At 64.7% G+C, this 16,493-nt stretch carries 14 protein-coding genes; 9 read left to right on the top strand and 5 right to left on the bottom strand.

Features of this window, described 5'->3' with window-relative positions:
• Positions 1-293 precede the first annotated feature (293 nt).
• Positions 294-2,036, top strand: coding sequence for an L-lactate permease (locus R6U53_RS12350; RefSeq protein WP_410322667.1), 1,743 nt, complete (start codon positions 294-296; stop codon positions 2,034-2,036).
• Between the two features lie 68 nt (positions 2,037-2,104).
• Entirely contained in the window at positions 2,105-5,212 is a 3,108-nt protein-coding gene (locus R6U53_RS12345) for an FAD-binding and (Fe-S)-binding domain-containing protein (RefSeq protein WP_410322666.1), read from the top strand.
• 6 nt (positions 5,213-5,218) lie between these two features.
• Here R6U53_RS12345 and R6U53_RS12340 read toward each other — a convergent pair whose 3' ends face one another.
• On the bottom strand, positions 5,219-5,827 hold the full coding sequence (locus R6U53_RS12340; RefSeq protein WP_410322665.1) for an ArsR family transcriptional regulator: 609 nt from the start codon (positions 5,825-5,827) through the stop codon (positions 5,219-5,221).
• Positions 5,828-6,080: 253 nt separating this feature from the next.
• Between R6U53_RS12340 and R6U53_RS12335 the strand changes: the two genes are divergently transcribed.
• Positions 6,081-7,856 (top strand): L-lactate permease, encoded by a 1,776-nt coding sequence (locus R6U53_RS12335; protein WP_410322664.1) that lies wholly within the window; start codon positions 6,081-6,083, stop codon positions 7,854-7,856.
• A gap of 59 nt (positions 7,857-7,915) precedes the next feature.
• Complete coding sequence (locus R6U53_RS12330; RefSeq protein ID WP_410322663.1) at positions 7,916-9,421, top strand: hypothetical protein; 1,506 nt, start codon at positions 7,916-7,918, stop codon at positions 9,419-9,421.
• 23 nt (positions 9,422-9,444) lie between these two features.
• On the opposite strand, the gene ilvA is transcribed toward R6U53_RS12330, so the two are convergent.
• From ilvA to R6U53_RS12310, 4 genes are all read right to left on the bottom strand, one after another.
• The gene (gene ilvA, locus R6U53_RS12325) at positions 9,445-10,653 is read right to left on the bottom strand and encodes a threonine ammonia-lyase (protein ID WP_410322662.1); all 1,209 of its coding nucleotides are present in this window, start codon (positions 10,651-10,653) and stop codon (positions 9,445-9,447) included.
• Positions 10,654-10,913: 260 nt separating this feature from the next.
• Positions 10,914-11,750, bottom strand: coding sequence for an ABC transporter permease subunit (locus R6U53_RS12320; RefSeq protein ID WP_410322661.1), 837 nt, complete (start codon positions 11,748-11,750; stop codon positions 10,914-10,916).
• On the bottom strand, positions 11,747-12,655 hold the full coding sequence (locus tag R6U53_RS12315) for an ATP-binding cassette domain-containing protein (protein WP_410322660.1): 909 nt from the start codon (positions 12,653-12,655) through the stop codon (positions 11,747-11,749). The genes R6U53_RS12320 and R6U53_RS12315 overlap by 4 nt, the downstream gene beginning before the upstream one ends.
• Before the next feature lie 76 nt (positions 12,656-12,731).
• A complete protein-coding gene (locus R6U53_RS12310) occupies positions 12,732-12,995 on the bottom strand; it encodes a hypothetical protein (protein WP_410322659.1) in 264 nt (87 codons plus the stop codon).
• Between the two features lie 116 nt (positions 12,996-13,111).
• Between R6U53_RS12310 and R6U53_RS12305 the strand changes: the two genes are divergently transcribed.
• The 5 genes from R6U53_RS12305 (at position 13,112) to R6U53_RS12285 (ending at position 16,479) form a co-directional block, all read left to right on the top strand.
• On the top strand, positions 13,112-14,122 hold the full coding sequence (locus tag R6U53_RS12305) for a hypothetical protein (protein ID WP_410322658.1): 1,011 nt from the start codon (positions 13,112-13,114) through the stop codon (positions 14,120-14,122).
• Between the two features lie 54 nt (positions 14,123-14,176).
• Complete coding sequence (locus tag R6U53_RS12300) at positions 14,177-14,731, top strand: GMP synthase subunit A (RefSeq protein WP_410322657.1); 555 nt, start codon at positions 14,177-14,179, stop codon at positions 14,729-14,731.
• A 98-nt stretch (positions 14,732-14,829) separates the two neighbouring features.
• Positions 14,830-15,156 (top strand): hypothetical protein, encoded by a 327-nt coding sequence (locus tag R6U53_RS12295; protein ID WP_410322656.1) that lies wholly within the window; start codon positions 14,830-14,832, stop codon positions 15,154-15,156.
• A 113-nt stretch (positions 15,157-15,269) separates the two neighbouring features.
• Positions 15,270-15,398, top strand: a complete 129-nt coding sequence (locus R6U53_RS12290; protein WP_410322655.1) for a hypothetical protein — start codon at positions 15,270-15,272, stop codon at positions 15,396-15,398.
• A gap of 76 nt (positions 15,399-15,474) precedes the next feature.
• A complete protein-coding gene (locus tag R6U53_RS12285) occupies positions 15,475-16,479 on the top strand; it encodes an A24 family peptidase C-terminal domain-containing protein (protein ID WP_410322654.1) in 1,005 nt (334 codons plus the stop codon).
• Positions 16,480-16,493 lie beyond the last annotated feature (14 nt).

The raw sequence follows: 16,493 nt of genomic DNA, 5'->3' as shown, positions 1-16,493 counted from the left end.
GATCGAAAAATCGTAGATGGCCCGCAAAAATCGGAACGATGATTATGTATTTTATTTGCGCGCGATTCGAAATCCATTTATGCCCAGTTTTGCACCCATTAGTTTAAAAAATACCACGGCAGTACACACCGTTTCGCCACAACGGTCCCGAGAGCCCGTGAAGAGTACCTGAACCGTCGATAAGTATAAATGTCGAGTCCGATAGGCGGATTCCATGACAGTGTCACGCCAGTCTGTCATCGGAGCATTGGTGCCAGAGCCGACAGCTACCGCTACAGAAGGGGGTGGAAGACATGGTTAACGCGGTCGAGTTGCTGTTGGCCGCGGCACCGCTGTTGATAGCCGGGATACTGCTCGTTGGCTTCCTGTGGCCGGCCACGCGGGCGATGCCGATCGCTTGGATCAGCGCCGTCGTCATCGGCTTCGCCGTGTGGGGCATGCCGATAGACTGGGTCGTCGCGGCCTCGATAAACGGCGTCATCACGGCGTTTACGATCCTGTGGATCGTCTTCGGGGCGTTGCTCCTCCTGTACACGTTGCAGGAGGCCGGCGCCTTCGATCGGATAAACGAGGGCTTCTCGGCGGTGTCGGACGATCGGCGCGTCCAGATCGTCCTTATCGGGTTCTTTCTCGCGACGTTCATCGAGGGGGCAGCCGGCTTCGGCACCCCCGCAGCCGTCGTCGCCCCGCTCCTCTTGGCGCTCGGCTTCCCTGCGCTCGCCGCCGTCATAGCGGCGATCATCGGTCACATCATCGCCGTGACGTACGGCGCGGTCGGGACGCCGATCATCGTCGGGATCAGGGATCCGCTCTCGCTCGATATCTATCGGGAGGCGATTACCGCGGGTGGATACGCAAGTGTGGCTGAATACTCGAATCAGGTCGCCGCGTGGGCGGCGACGTATCACGCGCTCGTCGGCTTCATGATGCCGTTTATCGCGGTTCTCATGGTCACTCACTTCTTCGGAGATGACGACGAGAGCGCGCTCAGCCGGTCGCTCGAAGTCGCGCCGCTGTGTCTGTTCGCGGGGATCGCCTTCGCGGTTCCCTACTGGATCTCCGCGTGGTACATCACCGCGGAGTTCCCGTCGCTCATCGGGTCGATGGTCGGCGGTGCGATCACGGTCGGATTGCTCCGTGCGGGCTATCTCCTGCCGAACTCCCACTGGGACTTCCCGCCGCGCGAGGAGTGGAAGGACCACTGGGTCGGCACGATCGAACCCGGATCGAACGGCCGAGGTGCCACCGGTGGTGGTCAGCAGATGTCACTGGCGAAGGCGTGGTTACCTTACATCCTCGTCGTCGTGTTGCTCGTCATCACACGCGCCGTCGATCCGATCAGTGAGGCGATCGCGAACCCCGACTACGGCGTCCAGATCGGCAACATCACACTCGGCATCGTTCTGGGGTGGGACAACATTCTCGGCACCGGAATCGACAACTCGATCGCGTGGGTGAGCGTTCCCGGATTCTGGCTCATCGTGCCGGCGATTCTGTCGGTCCCGATCTTTGGTATGTCCGGCGGCGAGTTCAAGTCCGCGTTGAGCGAAACCGGGCGAAAGCTCGTCTCCCCCGTCATCGCGTTGGTGTTCGTCATCGCCATGGTGCAGGTCATGCTGCAGTCGGCGTCGGCACCGGCCAGCATCGAGCTCGGGATGATCCAGGCGCTCGCACAGGCAACGGCGAACGCCTTCGGTCCGGCCTATCCGTTCGTCGCCGCCCTCATCGGTGCGCTCGGCGCGGCGATGGCCGGCTCGAACACCGTCTCGAACATCACGTTCAGCGGCTTCCAGTTCGAGGCCGCCCAGACGCTCGGGTTGCCGACGCAGATCATCGTCGGAGCGCAGGCGGTCGGCGGGGCGATCGGTAATCTGGTCGCCATCCACAACGTCGTCGCCGCGCTCGCGACCGTCGGCCTCGTCGGTCAGGAAGGTCGCGTCATGCGACTCAACCTCCTGCCGTTGATTTACTACTCGGTCGGCGTCGGAATCCTGACGACGCTGTTCAGCTACGTCCTCTTCGCGGGACTGTTCTGAGCTGCGGTCGGTTTCGGTACCTCCTCCTTTGTCGCCACGCTGATTACCCTACACTCCGTGGTCAGACCATGTCGAAACACGTGCGCACGAGCGTCGACGGTAATCCGGCCGATGACCGACGGGCTCGCTACGATTATCGCGACGATGAGGTCGAACGCCCGGACTTGCTCCGTGGCCTCGAACGCGTCACCGACGGCGACGTTCGATTCGATTCGTACTCGCGGTCACTGTACGCGACCGACGCCAGCATCTACGAGGTGACGCCGATCGGCGTCGTCTTCCCGAAATCGACCGGCGACGTCGCGGCGACCGTCTCCTACTGTGCCGAGCGCGGGATTCCGGTGCTCCCTCGCGGTGGCGGTACGAGTCTCGCGGGACAGACCGTCAACGAAGCCGTCGTCCTCGATTTTAGCCGATATATGAAGACTCTCTTGTCGACGGATATCGACGCCGGGACGGCGACGGCACAGCCCGGTATCTACCTTGGAACGCTCAACGAGGCGATCGAACAACACGGCCTGAAGTTCGCTCCCGATCCGGCGTGGGGCGATAAGAGCGCATTGGGCGGTGCGATCGGAAACAACTCGACGGGCGCACACTCGCTGCAGTACGGCAAGACGGACGCGTACGTCGAATCGGTCGAGGCGGTGTTGGCGGACGGCACCGTCACGACGTTCGGTGAAGTCGAACTCGACGAACTCCCCGAACTCGCCGACGGTGACGACCTCGAAGCGGCGATCTACGACGAGATCGCCCGGATCGTCGACGAGAAGGGCGATCTGATCGAGGAGCGGTATCCGGACCTGAAGCGAAACGTCTCGGGATACAACCTCGATTGGCTCGTCGAAGATGCCCACGGCGCGGTCCGCGGCGTCGGCGAACCGAACGCTGAAGGCGGGATGATCAACGTCGCGAAACTGCTCTGCGGCAGCGAGGGGACGCTCGCGATCGTCACCGAGGCGACGGTATCGCTGGAGCCGATTCCAGAAACGAAGGGGATGGTGTTGCTCGCGTACGATTCGGTCGGCGACGCGATGGGGGACGTCTCGCCGATCGTCGAACACGATCCGGCGGCGACGGAGGTTATCGACGACGTGTTGCTCGATCTGGCCCGCGAGACGCCGGAGTTCGCCCCCGTCACGGAGATGCTCCCGGCCGGAACCGGCGCCGTCCTCATCGTCGAGTTCTACGCCGAAGACCAACGCGAGGCCGAGCGGAAGATCGCCACGCTGCTCGCGGATCGCCTTCCGGAGTACGAATCGGCGAGCGAACCGGTCGACGAGGTGCCCGACACCGGCGCGCAACGGCGGGCGTTCGACGCCATCGAAGCCTACGACGAGGATAGCAGAGCGAAAGTGTGGAAACTTCGAAAGTCGGGGCTGCCGATCCTCTTGAGTCGGACGACCGACGAGAAGCACGTCGCGTTCATCGAGGACACCGCGATCCCACCGGAAAATCTGCCCGGCTTCGTCGCCGACTTTCAGGCGATGCTCGACGAGCACGACACCTACGCCAGTTTCTACGCTCACGCAGGCCCCGGCGTGTTACACATCCGCCCACTGGTGAACACCAAGACGGCCGAGGGACTGGAGATGATGGAGTCGATCGCCGACGCGGCCACGGACCTCGTCGTCGAGTACGACGGATCGGTCTCGGGCGAACACGGCGACGGTCGAGCCAGAACCCAGTGGAACCACAAGCTCTACGGCGACGAGATCTGGGAGACGTTCCAGGACCTGAAGACGGCGTTCGACCCCGGGTGGCTGTTGAATCCCGGACAGGTCGTGTTCCGAGAAGAAGACCCGACGGACATGACCGAGAATCACCGATTCGGCCCGGAGTACGGCTTCGAATCGGGATTCGACCCCGAACTCAACTGGGAGAACGAAAACGGCATGCAGGGGATGATCGAGCTCTGTCACGGCTGCGGCGGCTGTCGCGGCGAGCAATCGACCACCGGCGGCGTGATGTGCCCGACGTATCGCGCCGCGGAGGAGGAGATCACGAGCACCCGGGGACGGGCGAACGCCCTCCGGGAAGCGATGAGCGGGAAGCTCGATCCCGAGGAGGCGTTCACCGAGGAGTTCAAATCCGAAGTCTTGGATCTCTGCGTCGGCTGCAAGGGCTGTAAGATCGACTGTCCGAGCGGCGTCGACATGGCGAAGCTGAAAGCCGAAGTGGCCCACGAACACCACGAGCGACACGGGCCCGCGCTCCGCGATCGACTCTTCGCGAACTTCGAGACGGCGGCGAGACTCGGCAGCGCGGTCGCGCCGATCGCCAACGCCGCTTCGTCGCTCCCGGGCGCGCGAACGCTGCTCGAACGAACCCTCGGGATCGAGCCGAACCGGCCGCTTCCGGAGTTCCACCGGAAGACGTTCCGCAACCGGTTCGAGGAGCGCGGCGGCGAGACGGGGTCGATCGCGAGAGCCGTGGCGGCGGCCGACGGCGACGACCCCGTCCGGTGGGCTGCGTTGTACCCGGACACGATCACGAACTACTGTAATCCGGCCGCCGGAGAGGCGGCGGTCGAAACGCTGGAGGCGGCCGGTGTCGCAGTGACGGTCCCCGACGGGATCGGAGATACGGGCCGACCGGCCTTTTCGAAGGGATTCATCGACACGGCGAAGCAAACCGCGCTCGACAACCTCGACGTGTTGAGCCCGCTCGTCACCGACGGCTACGACGTCGTCGTCGTCGAACCCTCCGACGCGGTCATGTTCCAATCGGATTACCTCGATCTCCGCTCCGGCGACGTGGTAGAAGCCGTCGCCGAGAACACCTACGGCGTCTGTGAGTACATCGATACGTTCGGTCTCGACCGGAACCTCTCGTTCGAGACCGACGGCGAATCGCTCGTCTACCACGGCCACTGCCACCAGAAGGCGACCGCCAAGGATCACCACGCCGTCGGGGTCCTCCGACGAGCCGGATACGAGGTGGATCCGCTCGATTCCGGCTGTTGTGGAATGGCCGGCTCGTTCGGCTACGAGACCGAACACGGCTCGATGAGCGACGCGATCGCGAACATCCTCTACGGCCAACTCGACGACAGCGCCGCCGATCGGGTCGTCGCCCCCGGGGCGTCCTGCCGAACGCAGTTACACAACCGTGAGGGCGTCTCCGAGGAGCCGCCGACGCCGATCGAACTCGTCGCCGAAGCGGTCACGCAGTGAGCGGAGTTAGCCGAGCGTCGGCGTGAATCGATCGCCACCCAAGAACTGCCACAGGTGACCGCGTTCCTCCGGCGGGTCGACTGCCGGGAGCTGCTTCAACGCGGGTTGGATCGCGTTCCACCACCCCTCGGGCGTTTCGAAGTTCGCGGGGTAATCCGGATACACCTCGTCGAGGAAGTCGGATTTCGTCGCGCTCGGGTGGCTGGTGAGATACTCGTAGGCGGCAGTGAGCGCTTCCCGACGGGCTTGGAGCGTCGTTCCCGACCCCGGTAGATCGGCGTCTTCGATGGCGCGTCGAACCTCGGATGAGCGGTCGGTCGGTCGGCCGTTCGGTGCGTCGGCAGCGGTCGAGTCGCCGAGGGTTCCCGCGGGGATGGGCCGCCACCAGACGCGTCCGCGCGCACCGACTTTGCGCGTTTGGAGCGACCCTTCGTCGACGAGGGCGTTGAGTTTGTTGTGTGCCGTCCGCCGCGAGCAATCGAGCGCCTCCATCACGTCGGCGGCGGTGAGCGGACGGGCGGCGTCCTCGCGCGCGTCGAACGCGTCGAGCGCGGCGTCGGCGGGTATCCGATCGGTGAATTCCCCGTTCGCGTTTCGTTCGCGCTCGGATGCCATGACCGATGGCAGGTCCGGCGACGGTATAATCCCTTTGTCGAACCGTGGCGGCGTCTCCCGGTAGCCCCCGGGGATTATAACGCTCCGACGCACAGGGGGAGACGGCAGGAAATGAGCGAGAGCCGGCGGGAACGATCGGCAGACCACACCAGCCCCGAGCGTCGGCCACTCCCGTCGTCGGCGTCGGGGCGACACCACGCCGTAGACCTCCGAATCGGTCGGGGACGGCCACGGTATCCGTGATGGGTCGACGATGAACTCGGCGCTCGCTGTGTTCTTCGCGGCGCTCCCGCTCGTCGTCGTTGGTCTCCTCCTGGTCGGGTTTCTGTGGCCTGCGGCGCGCGTGATGCCGATCGCTTGGGTCAGCGCCGTCGTCATCGGCTACACCGTCTGGGGCGTCCCCCCGGTGTGGCTGCTCGCGGCGACCGTCGAGGGAGTCATTACCGCGATGCAGATCCTCTTTATTGTCTTCGCGGCGCTCGTGTTGCTCTATACGATGCTCAGATCCGGCGCGTTCGACACCCTCAATCGGAGCTTCGCCGACATAAGCGAGGATCGACGGGTACAGGTCGTGTTGGTCGCATTTTTCCTCGCGACGTTCATCGAGGGGGCGGCCGGCTTCGGCACCCCCGCAGCCGTCGTCGCCCCGCTCCTCTTGGCGCTCGGCTTCCCCGCGCTCGCCGCCGTCGTGGCGGCACTGATCGGCCACGTCATCGCCGTGACGTACGGCGCGGTCGGAACGCCGATCATCGTCGGGATCGGCGAGCCCATGTCGAGCGTCTCGTCGATCCGAGCGACGATCGAGGCCGACGGCGCGACGACGACGGAGTTCGCGATCGAAGTCGCCCGCTGGGCGGCGACGTACCACCTTCTGGTCGGCTTCGTGATGCCGCTTTTCGCGGTCGGGATGGTGGTTTATTTCTTCGGCGGCGAGGAGCGCTCACTCGAACCGGCCTGGGAGGTCGCGCCGCTGTGTCTGTTTTCGGGGATCGCGTTCGGAATCCCCTACTGGCTCTCGGCGCGGATTAGCGCCGAGTTCCCGGCGCTTCTCGGCTCGATGATCGGCGGTGCTGTCGTCGTCGCCGCGCTCCGTGCGGGCTATTTCGAACCCGAGACGCGCTGGGAGTTCCCGCCGGAGGAGGAGTGGCCCGACCACTGGGTCGGCACGATCCGCCCGGCGGACGCCCGCGGCGTCATTCCGAGCGAGTACGCGATCTCCCCGATGCGTGCGTGGACGCCGTACGTCCTGCTCGTCGGGTTGCTGGTCGTCACGAGGAGCGTCGACCCGATCGCGCAGTTCCTCCGAGGCGAGACCGTCGAGCTGTTGGGCACGACGGTCTCGTTGGCTATCGGGACGATTAACACGAGCGTCGGTGAGATCACGATCGGCCCGTTCGGATTCCAGTGGACCTCGATACTCGGAACCGGGTTGCAAAACGGTATCGGCGTCGCGTACCTGCCCGGGACGTGGCTGCTGATCAGCGCGCTCATCGCGATTCCGTTGTTCGGGATGTCGACGGCGCAGGTCGCGGAAGCGTGGCGGGAAGCGTCGCGGAACCTCCGATCGCCGCTCGTCGCCCTGGTGTTCGTGTTGGCGATGGCGCACGTCATGCTGCAGTCGGGCGCACACGCCGAGAACGTCGACAGCATGATCGTCGTACTCGCGCGGGCGACGGCTGGAATCGTCGGACCGGTCTACCCGTTCGTCGCCGCGTTCGTCGGTGCGCTCGGGGCGGCCGTCGTGGGATCGAACACCGTCTCGAACATCACCTTCGGGCCGTTCCAGTTCGTCGCGGCGGAGAACGTCGGCGTGCCGAGAACCCTCATCGTCGGAGCGCAGGCGGTCGGCGGGGCGATCGGAAACCTGATCGCCATCCACAACGTCGTCGCCGCGCTCGCGACCGTCGGCCTCGTCGGCCAGGAGGGCCGCGTCATGCGTCTCAACCTCCTCCCGCTCGCCTACTACGCGACGGGTGTGGGTCTGCTCTCGTTGCTGTTCTGTTATGTCCTCTTCGCGAGCATGTTTTGACCGGGAAACGATGACCGGGATTCACACGTTTCAAAACCCCACCGCACGCAAAGACGGACATGTCCGCTTCCGAGCTCGCGGCGCAGATCGTGGAGGCGCTCGATATCGACCCAGAGGCGTTCGCGTCGCGGGTCGAAGCCGAAACGGCGTCGCTACGCGAGGAGATCGAAGAGGGCACGTTCGACAACCCGCAGGCGATCGTCGGGCTGGAATACGAGTTCTACGCCGTCGACGCCGAAACGGACGCGCTCATGCGGGTTCCGCGCCGGTTGCTCGAATACATCGGCTTCGAGAAGGAACTCGGCCTGCACAACGCCGAACTCTCGACTGCGCCTCAGCCGCTGTCGCCGTACGGGCTTCGCGCACAGGAAGCAGAAGTGCAAGCGAAGCTCAACGCGGCACAGCGGGAAGTCGCCCGTGAGGGAATGACGCTCGTCAGCGACGGGCTGTGGACGGTGCCGCCGATCGGCGAGACCGCTGCGGAGTACCTGACCGACAGCATCGAACAGGACGGGATCCGGATGGCGACGAACATGTCACGGGCGGTGCGGTACCACGCGATGGCGAACACCGACTACGCCGCCGAGTTACGGCTCGACGCGCCGCACGTCTCGCTGTCGGCCGACACCGTGATGCCCGAGAGTCTCATCACGTCGATCCAGCCGCACTATCAGGTCTCACACGCCCACGATCTTCCGGAGTACTTCCGATACGCCCTTCGAGCCGCCGGACCACTGCTTGCCATCGCGGTGAATTCCCCGTTCTTCCCGCCCGACCTCTACGACGCCGATGGAGAGACGGTGCTCGGGGAGTGCTGGATGGAAAACCGGGTTCCGGTGTTCGAGTCGGTGCTCAATCCCGGGGACACAAAGAAGGTGACGTTCCCGGAGGACATCGACGGCATCGACGAGGCGCTCGACCGGATCGCGAGCGACGAGACAGTCGTTCCGGCTGAGCTCGAACCGGAGGGGCGCTTCGACGACGAGTTCGCCCACTTCCGACACAAACACGGGAGCTTCTGGCGGTGGGTTCGCCCGGTGTTCGGCGGCTCGACGCGGACGAACGCCAACGCCCGCATCGAGTTCCGTCCGCTCCCGGGACAGCCGACCGTTCGGGGGACGAGCTCGCTTTTGGCGGTGTTCGCTGGCCTCCTCGAAAGTCTACCCCGACGCGAACACCCCGTCTACCAACAATCGTGGGAAGTGGCACGGGAGAACTTCTACGCCGCGGTTCGCGACGGTCTCTCGGCGGAGCTGTCGTGGATCACCGCCGACGGGGCTGAGACGGGGGATACGGACGAACTGTACGCCGAGCTGTTCGAACTCGCCCGCGACGGACTCGAACTCCGGGGGCTCGACGCCGAGGAGGCGAACCGCTACATCCAGCCGCTCAGAGAGCGCGTCGACCGACGGATGACGCCCGCCCGGTGGAAACATGATCGGGTCAAAGCGCGGATGGAGGAGGGCGAGCCGTTCGCGCAGGCGATCTGGGGGATGCAATCGGATTACATCGACGCGCAGTCGGAGACGCTGATAAACGGGACGTTCCTCGAATGGCTCGAATGAGCGTCGGTCGGGGTGAACGCCGGTCAGGAGACGATCTCGACCTCGTAGCCCCGCTCCTCGAGTTCGCCCAACAGCTCCGCGACGTGCTCGTGGCCGCGGGTTTCGAGGTCGAGTTCGACCTCGGCGGCGTTCATCGCGATGTCCTTCGAGGCGCGGTCATGTTCGATGGCGTGGATGTTCGTCCGGTACTCCGTGAGCAGTTCGACGAGTTCTTCGAGCGCCCCCGGCCGGTCCTTCAGCACGGTCTTCACGCGGAGGAAGCGACCGCGCTCGACGAGACCGCGGGTGATGACCGTCGTGAGCACGTTGAGGTCGATGTTCCCGCCGCAGAGGGCGGGGACGATCGTCTCGCCCTCGTCGTACTCGAAGCGGCGTTCGATGACGGCCGCGAGCGAAACGGCACCCGCACCCTCGACCAGCGTCTTCGAGCGCTCCAAAAGCGACGTGAGCGCGTTCGCGATCTCAGGGTCGGTGACCGTGACGACCTCGTCGACGCGTTCTTTGATCACCTCGAAGGTCGATTCGCCGATCTTCCTGGTCGCGATACCGTCGGCGATCGTATCGACTGACTCGCGCTCGACGACACGGCCAATTTCGAGCGACCGAGCGGCGCTCGCGGCGCCCTCGGCCTGCACTCCGATCACGCGGGCGTCGGTCAGTTCCGTGATGGCGGTGGCGATGCCGGCGATGAGTCCGCCGCCGCCGATCGGGACGACGACCGTATCCACCTCCGGGCACTGTTCGGCGATCTCGAGGCCGATCGTCCCCTGCCCGGCCATCACCGCCGGATCGTCGAAGGCGTGAACGAACGTTCGATTCTCCTCGCGCTCGATCTCGTGGGCGCGTTCGGCGGCCGCATCGTAGTCGACTCCGTGGAGTTCGACCGTCGCCCCGTACGAGCGCGTGGCGTCGATCTTCGAGATCGGGGCGTACTCGGGCATCACGATCGTCGAATCGACGCCGGTTTTCGTCGCCGCGAGAGCGACACCCTGCGCGTGATTACCGGCGCTCGCGGCGACGACGCCCGCCTCGCGCTCGTCTTCGCTCAGGAGGGTGATCTTGTTCGTCGCACCGCGGATCTTGAACGAGCCGGTTCGCTGGAGGTGCTCCAGTTTGAGTCGGATATCCGCACCGGTTCGATTCGAGAAGGTGTTCGAGCGTTTCAGCGGCGTCTCGCGGGCCGTCTCGGCGACGCGCTCTCTGGCCGCCGTCACGTCAGCGAGGTCGATCATATCCGATCTACCGGCGCGGGTGTGGTATGCCTTCCGGGACTCCGCCCGAGCCGCGAAGGCCGCCGGCTACGCGGGTAACGTCGACAAAAGGGAAGGAGCGTGTGCAACCGATCTGAAGGCTGGAGGTATCATAAAACCCGTGCATGCAGAGCGAAAGTAAAATCGCAAGAGGGAAGCGGAGTGAAACTGTTGTCAGACGATCGTTCGACGGGTGACGGACGGCCGTTTTTCCGCGGTGGTGTGTGCGAAGATGTGGGCCGCTACAGATCGACCGATTCGAACCGGAGGTACCCGACGACGAGCGGGACGACGATCCAGAACGCTAAGACGACGAATCCGAACCACGGTTCGAGGTAGAAGGCATCGGCTGCCTCCTGTGTCGTCTCTTGCTCGGAAACGCGGCGGAGGAGCCACGCTGTCGCCTGCTGCCAGCCAGTCATCGGATTCACCACGACCAGCACCTGCGCCCATTCGGGGGGTTGCGAGCCGAACGAGGGCGTCTCGAAGCCGTTGGCGACGTACCGCAACAGAAAGACGAGTCCACCCCAGGCGAACTGAAAGACAACGAAGAGCCCGAACCCGCCGATCGCCGCGGAGAACGTCGACTCCGAGAACGCCGAGACGCTCACGGCGATGCTGACGAAGACGATCGTCAAGAGCAACACCGCGAGCATGAACGTGAGAATGACGTCGGCCTGAACGTCGCCGTCGAAGGTGATCGCGGTCGCGAGCAGCATCGATACGAAGCCAATGACGACGGCGACGCCCAACACGCCCAACCGACCGAGGAACTTGCCGACGACCACGTCGAGCCGCGAGTTCGGCAACGAGAGCAGGAGCTTCAGGCTCCCGCTCTGTCGTTCGCCCGCGATCGACTGGTAGGCGATCCCGATGGCGATCAGGGGAATGAAGATGCTCATCCCGCTCAAGAGCACTTGGAGGATGAGAACGACGACCGCGCCGCTTTCGATGCCGAACGCCGATCCCAGCGCGATGCCGCCGCCGGTGAACGCGACGAAGATCACGGCGACGGCGAGCATCAGCCGCGATCGGATCGCATCCGAGAAGTCCTTCTTCGCGACGGCGAGCCAGCTCATCGGTCACCCTCCGTGTAGGCGGCGAAAAGGTCCTCAAGTGACGCCTCCTCCGTCGAGAAGTCCGAGACGTCCGCCCCAGCGTCCTCGAGTTCGGAGACGGCGTCCATCTTGACGTCGTCCTCACAGGAGATGCGAAGCGTCGTCCCGTCGACAGTGACGTCGGAAACGCCGTCGAGGCTTTTCAACCGGTGGGCCGCGTCCTCGGGGACCGAGTCGACCTCGACGACGAGCGTCGAGCCGCTGCCGACGTTCTCCCTGAGCCCGTCGATCGTGTCGACGGCGACAAGTTCGCCGTCACGAATAATCCCGACGCGGTCACAGATCGCCTCGACCTGCCCGAGGATGTGGCTCGAAAAGAAGACGGTCGCGCCGCCCTCGGCCTCATCCTCGACGATCTCTCGAAGTTCCCGGGCGCCGTTAGGATCGAGTCCCGAGGACGGCTCGTCGAGGATCAGTAAGTCCGGATCGCCGACGAGCGCCATCGCCAGCGCGAGCCGTTGGCGCATCCCCGTCGAGAACCCGCCGGCCTTCCGATCGGCGGCGTCCTCGAGTCCGACGCGCTCCAAGAGCGGGTACGGTTGTTCGTCGGACTCCTTCGAGTCGATGGCGAACTGGACGTGTTCGCGCGCGGTCAGTCGATCGTACAGGTCGAACCCCTCGGGAAGGACGCCGGTTCGCTCCCGAACCGCGACGCTGTCCTCGCGGGCGTCGCGACCGAGCACGCGAACCGACCCTCCGTCGGGACGAACGAAGTCCAATAGTATGTTGATCGTCGTGGACTTTCCCGCGCCGTTGGGGCCGAGAAAGCCGAATATCTCACCGTCTTCGACTTCGAGATCGACGCCGCGGAGCGCCCGCACGTCGCCGAACGACTTCTCGACGCCGTCGAGTTCGATGGCGGCCATATCGTCTCCCGGTTCCGCCCGACGTCTTATATGCCTTGAGGCTCGGGCGAGCCGTGCGAATGCGTCTCTAGGGCGATCAGACGACGTCGTCCGGGTCGTGCCGGTCTCGGGCGCGTTCGACCTCCACGGCGTACCGTTCGCGTGTGTCAGAGTCGCCGACCGATTCGAGCCGATCGGATTCGACCTCGATCGCGGCGGTGATGTCCTTCGCCCGGAGCAGTTGGATGCTGAAGTGTTTGACGACGCAGCGTTCCCCGTCGGGGGTCGCGTACACGAGTTCGACGAGCGACTCGTCACCGTACTCGCGGGCGACGAGCCACAGGCGCTCGGTGTCGGCCATTGTCGGCCATCGGGGTGGACGCCGTTTGTACCTACCGCTCCACCTCGTCGCGCCGGTCGTGTCCGCCCACTGAGAACCATCCAAACGCATATGTCATTCGTCGGTCATTCCCCGATATGGCCCTCCACGCCATCGAAGACATCGGTGATGCGTTTACCGCCACGCGCGAGTTCCTCCTCCCGTTCGAGCTCCGCCGCTGGCTGAAACTCGCGTTCGTCGTCCTGTTCGTTGGGAGCGGAATGAGTTTGCCGACCGTCCAGTTCGACGCGTCCAGCGGGGTCGACCAACCGACCGGTGGGGAACTGCCGACCGTCTCCCCGGATGATTGGTTACTGATCGGCGGAATCGTCGGGACGATCATCCTGCTCGCGCTGCTTTTTGCCCTCGTCGGAGCGATCATGGAGTTCGTCTTCGTCGAGTCGCTCCGAACGCGCGAGGTGACGGTCCGGCGATACTGGAGTCGTCGGTGGCGACAGGGACTCCGCCTGTTCGGCTTTCGGTTAGTCATCGGTCTCCCGGTGGTGGGAGTAGTCGTCGGTTGGATGGCGCTGCTGTTCGTCCCGATCGTGTACCGAGGGATCGACCCGATCGCCACGTTTGGGATGCTGTTTTTTCTCGGGATCCCGTTCCTCTTTCTCATCAGTCTGCTGTACGCGCTCGTCGCGTCGTTTACGACCGCGTTCGTCGTTCCGATCATGATCAAAACGGACGGCGGCGTCCTCGCCGGTTGGCGGCTCCTCTGGGGTTCGATCAAAGCGGAGCCGAAGCAGTATTTCGTGTACGCCGTCATCGTATTTGTACTGTCGATCGCGGCCGGGATCGCCGCCTCGCTCGCCGTGGGACTGGCGGCGATCGGGCTAGTGATTCCCGTGGCCATCCTCGGCGTCTTGCTCTCCGTCACCGTCTCGTTTTCCTCGACGATCGTGACCGTCGCGTTCGTCGGCGTCGTGCTGTTGTTCGTGCTCGCGTTGTTCGTTCTCTGGCTCCTCGTCCAGGTGCCCGTGGTGGCGTATCTGCGATACTACGCGCTGTTCGTCCTCGGTGACGTCGACGCGTCGCTCGATCTCATCCCGGACCAGCGCGCCGACGTTCGGCGTCGCCGTGAAACCCGATCGAACGCCGAATAACGCCGAATCGCCGTATCAGACCCTTTTTATCCACCCACCCGATACGAACACCCAATGACTCGAATCGTCGTGGTCGACAACCACGGGCAGTTCACCCACCTCGAACACCGCGCGCTACGCGATCTCGGTGTCGATACGGAGCTCCTCGATAACGAGACTCCACCAGCGGACGTCGACGCCGACGGGATCGTCCTCTCGGGCGGTCCGGACATGGATCGAATCGGCCGCTCCGCCGAGTATCTCGACCGAGACGTTCCCGTCCTCGGGATCTGTCTCGGAATGCAACTCATCGCCGCCGAACTCGGCGGCCTGGTGGATGCCGGCGACTACGGCGGCTACGCCGACGTGACCGTCGAAATCGAAGACGAGACCGATCCGCTCGTCGGATCGCTCGCACCGGAGACGCGAGTGTGGGCCAGCCACGCTGACGAGGTGAAAGAACTCCCGAACGGTTTCGTCCGAACCGCAAAAAGCGACATCTGCGGTGTCGAGGCAATGAGCGACACGGACCGAGATCTCTACGGCGTCCAGTGGCATCCGGAAGTCGCACACACCGAGCGTGGGGAGGAAGTGTTCGAGAACTTCCTCGCAATCTGTGAGGCCGAGTGACGATTCGGCGTGGAATCCGCGAGTGGCGACCGGTCGTGTGCGAGGTCGCCACTCCGCGCAAACGTAGGCCGAGTTGCCTCACAAACGACAGCACAACAGTGATCGAGGGACCGCTCACGCGACGATGCCTGCTCGGTTGGGGCGGTGACTGTCGCGGACGCGCCCGTGACCGACTGTTCGGGAGTCGGTGGCGGGGCGGGAATCCGACCGACGACGAAGACGCTGAATCCGATGAACCGGACCCGGACCTCCGCGTCGGGGAGCGATATCTCAGCTCCGCGTTCCCGATCGAGTTCGTCGATCCCGAGTTCGACGCACGGACGAGATTTGCCGACGACACCCGTATCACATACGTTCACTGGCACAGTGTCGAGACCCCCAGTGGCACCAGTCACCGCTCGAACTCGACGCCGGCGAGTCCCTAGTGGGCCGAACGCGAGTCCTCCTCGAAGGGACCAAGGAGAGACCGCTCGATCCCGACAGCGCGTATTCCCAACGGGCCGTACCGGCCGGAGGAACCCCGGATGGACCGGTCACGATGACTGTCGACGGCGATCGAGTCGAAATCGTGGGCGAAGCGGTCGGGACCGACGAGGTGCGCTTGGAGCTCCGCTCTGACGGCGAGACGCAGTGGGTATCCCCGCCGCTTCCGGTGGAGATCGTCTGACAGGCGGCCGAACCCGTCGCCCGACGCGGCCGTTCACCCCGCCGTTCCGTGTCGTGAGTGATCACGGGCGTTTATAATGAACCTGAACGCACTGTCGAGCGTGTCCGCGTCAGTGCTGTTCGGGGTCACGACGGGCCCCGACCTACTACGCTTGCTCGCTGTCCCCGTCTTCGCGTGGGCCGCTTACCGCGACCTTCGAACCCGCCGGGTACCGAACTGGACGTGGTATCCCCTCGTCGCCGTCGGCGTGGTCGCGCTGGTCTGGGACCTGCTAACGCTCGCGGACCTCACCGGCATCCAGCGACGGCTGTTCGCCATACAGGCGATCGTCTCGCTGGGCTTCGTCGCACCGCTCGGCTACGTCTTCTGGCGGATCGGCGGTTTCGGCGGTGCGGACGCGAAGGCGATCATCACCCTCGCCGTGTTGTTTCCGGTGTATCCGACATACTACGCGCTCGGCGGCGCATATCCGGTGTACGATGCGCCGCTCGGGGTGTTCTCGTTCACGATCCTCTCGAACACGGTGCTCGTCGGCCTCCTGTACCCGGTCGCGCTCGCGGTTCGAAACCTCCCCGAAGGGAGATTCACGCCCGCGATGTTCGTCGGCCATCCCGTCTCGCTACACGACGTGCCGACGGCGTACGGGCGACTGCTGGAGACGTCGACCGGATTCACGCGCGGTGGGCTCGACATCGACGCGCTACGGATGTATCTCAGGTGGCGTGGGATCTCCTTTTCGGCGCTTCGCGCCGATCCACAGCGGTACCGAGGGACGGTGCCGGTCGAGCCGAACGATCCGGGCGACGGCTCCCTCGGTGGCGAGGCGATAGCCGACGACGGCCCCGTCGAGTCGGTCACCGACGACTCGTGGGGCGCAGAGGCGTTCCTCGCCGAACACTCGGCGTACGGAACCACGTCCGATGAACTCCGTGAGGGGCTCTCGACGCTCGCCGAATCGGATCGCGAGTCGATCTGGATCACGCCCGGCATCCCGTTTATTGTCCCGATGTTGGCCGGCCTCGTCGTCGCGTTGACGTTCGGCGACGTGATGTTCGCGGCGTTATCGGCGTTCGGCTTCTAACCCGAAACGGGAGA

It is taken from the genome of Natronomonas sp. (genome assembly GCF_046483325.1).
GTDB lineage: Archaea > Halobacteriota > Halobacteria > Halobacteriales > Haloarculaceae > Natronomonas.
Note: the sequence above shows the minus strand (reverse complement) of the source record. Positions and strands in the feature narration are given on the sequence as shown.